The organism is Rhabdothermincola sediminis, assembly GCF_014805525.1.
Taxonomy (GTDB): domain Bacteria; phylum Actinomycetota; class Acidimicrobiia; order Acidimicrobiales; family Acidimicrobilacustridaceae; genus Rhabdothermincola; species Rhabdothermincola sediminis.
Map to the genome: position 1 here is coordinate 1 of NZ_JACFSZ010000035.1, position 4438 is coordinate 4438.

3 protein-coding genes are annotated in these 4438 nt (G+C 70.0%); all 3 read right to left on the reverse strand.

From position 1 onward, the window contains the following. Nucleotides 1-180: 180 nt before the first annotated feature. Nucleotides 181-507 carry a hypothetical protein gene (locus tag HZF19_RS15975; protein ID WP_208029793.1) on the reverse strand — a complete coding sequence of 109 codons (327 nt, stop codon included), beginning with the start codon at nt 505-507 and terminating at the stop codon, nt 181-183. Nucleotides 508-1049: 542 nt separating this feature from the next. Then, nucleotides 1050-3686, reverse strand: a complete 2637-nt coding sequence (locus HZF19_RS15980) for a helix-turn-helix transcriptional regulator (RefSeq protein WP_208029794.1) — start codon at nt 3684-3686, stop codon at nt 1050-1052. A gap of 119 nt (nt 3687-3805) precedes the next feature. Continuing rightward, nucleotides 3806-4438 (reverse strand): transposase (locus tag HZF19_RS15985; protein WP_208029795.1); only part of this gene is annotated, 633 nt, incomplete at its 5' end.

The following is a 4438-nucleotide window of genomic DNA, read 5'->3' on the forward strand; positions in this document are numbered from 1 at the left end:
ACAACCACCGCCGGCCCCACTCCAGCCTCGGCTACCTCCCGCCCATCGAGTGGGAGAACCAGTACCGTCAACCCCAGGCCACCCTGGCCGCGTAACCAACGTGACCGGTCAACGGGGGGAACCTCACCGTCGCCGGGGCGGACGGCTGGATCCAGCCTCAGTCCTGGTCACCGGCTGCGCTCATCGCCAGTTGAGCTGCCCACAGGTGCCGGTCAGTTCGAACGTCCGCTCCTTCGTGTAGTCGGTCCCCGATCCGGATGCGGTGAAGGTTCCGTCCTTCGACACCTTGAGGTCATCCGTCTCGCCATCGATCTCCACCGTCATGTCCCCCCCGTTGACAAGGTCGACCTCACCGGAGCCGTCAGCGACATCGAGGTTGATCTTCCACGCACCGTCCTTCGACGCACCCGCTCCCTGGATCGATCTGTCGGTGCCACTCACGCAGGGCTCGAGGGTGAACTCGTAGGTCTCGGAGCCGTCCACGACGAGCTTCGCGGTCCCGGTCATGGAACCGGAAGCACCGGAACTCTGCCCGTCGCCCGAAGCTGTTGTCATCGATGTCTCCGAACCCCCGTCGCCGGTCGAGGAGTCCGCCGATGACTCCTTGCTGTCCTGGGAACACGCGCCGGCCAGCAGCACCATGCCCACCAGCAGAACCGGCAGGGCGCGCCGGAGAGCAGTGCGGGGAGAATCGGTCGGAATCATCGCGGTCAGCTCCTTTGTCGGAGGTGAGGGGGTCCAGAGGTGTCGCCGATCACGCCCGTCGGTAGCGGCGGCTCCACCCCGAGCGAGCGGAGTCGGCGTTGCACTACGTCGCGGAGCAGGCCCAACGCCTCGGGAATCGTTACCGAGGACCCCGGCCGCCCACGCTCGTCAGGGACGCCCAGCGGGTCGAGGCCAAGCACAGCCAGGTACGCCACGGGGGACTCCTCGGCGGGGTCGACCGGAGACACCACCGGAGCCTGAGGCGCACGTCGGTCCGTGTCATCCGTAGCCGACTACGTAGGCGTCCGGTCCCGTCCGTCTCGTCTGCGCACTCGGCGGCGCCACTAGCGCAGGACCTCGCTCAGCTGCTTGCGGCAGTGGATTCCGAACTTCGTGTACACCCGCTGCAGGTGGGTCTCAACCGTGCGGATCGAGAGTTCCAACCGATCCGCGACCTCGAGGTTGGAGAGCCCTGAGGCGACGAGTCGGGCCACCTCTCGCTCCCGCGGGGTCAGGGTCGGGAGATCCAACTCGGCGAGGCTCCCGAGCATCGGGGTTCGAGGCCATCCACACGTCGCTGCAAGCCCCCCGGCACGCTGCGTCGCGGCGCGAGCCGACTGCGGCCGTCCACCGTCCCGAGCGGCCGTCGCAGCAGCGGCCGCCCACTCCGCCGCGTAGAGGCGGAGACCCAACGCCTCCAATGCAGCGGACTGCTCGAGCTTCGCGCTCGGATCGTCATGCACCAGCGCGGCGACTGCGTCCACCAGCACCGTCGCCATCCGCCCCCCGACCAGCGGACCGACACGCCCGAGCGCCGCCGCCGCGGCGCGCGGATCGCCGTAGCGGGCGACATCGACCCAGGAGAAGAGTGCATACGTGGGCGCCGACATCGTCTCGGACCGCTCCGCCGCCGCACGCGCCAACGTCCGGGCCTGCCGGCACGCGCCGTCCGATGCTGCCACCGTCGCCTCCAGCCGAAGCCGCTCGATCTCGTACAAGGGGAGCCGTCGATCCACCTCGGGGACGTGAGCTGCGCGTCCCAACAGCGCGTTCGTGGCCCGCCAGTGATCCACCGCCGAAGGGAGGAACCCCAGGTCGGCGGTCCTCAGATCGGCCACCGCCGCAGCCAACCAACCCTCGGCGGCCTCGAGATCACCGCGCCAGAACGATCCCACCCCCAAGTGGAACGCACCGATGCCACGCTGGATCGGAACGTCGTCGGCGACCCCCTGGTCGTAGGCGAGTCGGGCGAACCCATCCGCCTCGTCGAACCGACCCGACCAGTGCAGCGTCAGGATCAACCCGGTTCCGAGCTGACCGACCGCGAACGGCAGCTCGCCGGCGACCTCTGCGGCACCGGCCAGACCTGCCGAGGCCACTGCGATCGCCTCGTCGAGCCAGCCTCCCAACGCACACGTGGGCACGAGTCCGAACCGTGCTCGCATTCGATCCGCCGGAGTCGCCGTCGGACATGCCAGCAGCCGGTCGGCCACCGCTCTCGCCTCGGTCAGCCGGCCCGCGAGGACGAGCATCGGCACCCGCTGCCCGTCCAGCCAGTCCGACCTCACCCCCAGCTCGTCGATCAGGTCCAACGCTGCTTCCGGACGGCGGAGCCCGAAGGCGAGGTTGTTGGCCCGCATCACGGTCAGGTTCGTACGATCCTCGGCGTCGAGGTCGGCCGGGTCGAAGGCGGCGAGCGCCTCCTCAGCGCGGTCGCTTCGACCCGAGAACATGTCGATCTGGGCGATCACGCTGGCCGCCATGGATGCCGCCCCCTGGTCGGCGACTCGGCGGGCCAGCCGCCGAGCCATGTCGGGAGCGACCATGGCGCACTGCCGGGCGGCAGCGATCAGCTCGTCGATGGGGAACTCCCAGCCCAACTCGGCGAACCACGCCGCCCGTCGAAGCCGATGGCGAAGCGACCCGGACGAAGCCAGTGATCGGGCGGCGATCCGAACCAGCCTCCGTCGACGGGGCGGGCTCAGTCGGCTCAGGAGCACCTCGGCCACCACGGGGTGTGACGGCCGCAGGGCGGGTTCGCCGGCCTCGTCGACCATCTCCAGAACGCCACGCTCGACGAGGTCGGCGACGACGTCTTCGGTGGCGACGGCCACCAGATCGGACCACGCGACGGGATCCGCGAGTGCGACGATCTCGGCCGCGGTGCGGTGTGGGTCATCGAGGCGCCCGAGATGCACGCCGACGACCTCGGACAGTCGGTCCGACACTCGCAGCGGGCCCTCCCAGCTCCATCTGCCGCTCGCATGACGGAGCGCACCGGATCGCAGACCTTCGACCACGAGCTCGCGCAGGAACAGGGTGTTGCCGCGGGTGATCACGAGGAGCCGATCCAAGGTCGATGCCGTGACGGGGGCCCCCAACGCCGAGACGAGGAGATCCGCCGTCTCCGCGCGGGTCAGCGGCTGGAGGTCCAGACGGATCCCCCGGTCCTCCTTCCATAACGACACGACGGGCGCCGGCGCATCGTGGTGGGTGCGGACCGTGGCCAGGACCGTCATCGTCGTGGCAAGTTGGAGCAGGAGCGCCGCGGACTGATCATCGAGGAGATGCGCGTCGTCGGCGACGACGAGGACCGGTCGACCCCCCGATCGTTCGCGCAGGGTCCGGCGCAGCAGGGCGAGGGGCGTGCTCAGTGCCGGGCCCCCCGAGGAAGGGGGAAGGTGATCCAGCAGATGGGCGAACGGTGTGAGCGGGATACCTTCCGCCGTCCCGATGATCCACTCGACATGGAGCGACTCCTCGGGACGGCCACGGTCGGCGAGCCGCTCCGCGACCTCGCGCGCCAGGCGCGTCTTGCCCACCCCGGGAGCCCCGGCGATCACCACGGTTCGGCCCTCGAGGATCAAGTCGGTCACGTAGCCGAACTCCTGTTCCCGGCCCGTGAGCGGCCAGGAGCGCAGCGGATCGGACACCGTGGCGGGTGCGTCCGGACCAGCTCGGTCGGTTTGGAGGCGCGGCACGCTCACATCCTTCCAATCCGGCGCCCGCCACTGGGACGCAACGGCCATGTGGGACTTCACGCCGGTGGCGTCCCAGGTTTGGTGTAGCAGCGGCTGGGGTGCAGGCTCCGATGGTCATGTTACGCGGCGGGTGTGACGGCTTGGCCGGACTGGTCGTCGATGGTGTCGGCGGAGCTGTCGAGCTGATGGCGGAGCACGGTGAGGTGGCGGGTGATGGCGGGTGTGTAGGTGAGGCCGCGCCAGCCGCGTGAGGCACGGTCGAGCACGGCCCACACGAGCGACAGGCACGATGCCTCGCCGGGGAGCCGGCCGATGACCTTGACCCGCCGTCGGGTCTCGCCGAAGGTCCGCTCGATCAGGTTGGTGTGACGGATGCGCTTCCAGTGCTCGGCGGGGAACCGCAGGTACGCGGTGAGCGCCTGGCGATGGGTGAGCAGGCACTTGACCGCGGCGGGGAACTCGCGCTCGTAGCGACGGGCGAACGCGTCGATGTTGCGTTGCGCGGCCCGCACCGCCTCCTCGCCGGGGACGGTGCCGTCGGGCATGTCGAAGATCGCCCAGAACGCCGCCTCGAGCTCGTCGCGATGCTCGGCGGGCACCTTGGCGGCCACGTTGCGGGCCCGGTGGATCAGACACCGTTGCCGCAGCGCGGTGGGCACCTTGTGCTCGACGGCGCCCAACAGGCCAGATGCGCCATCGGAGATGACCAGCAGCGGCGCTCGCAGGCCCCGGGCCTTGAGGTCCTCGAGGAA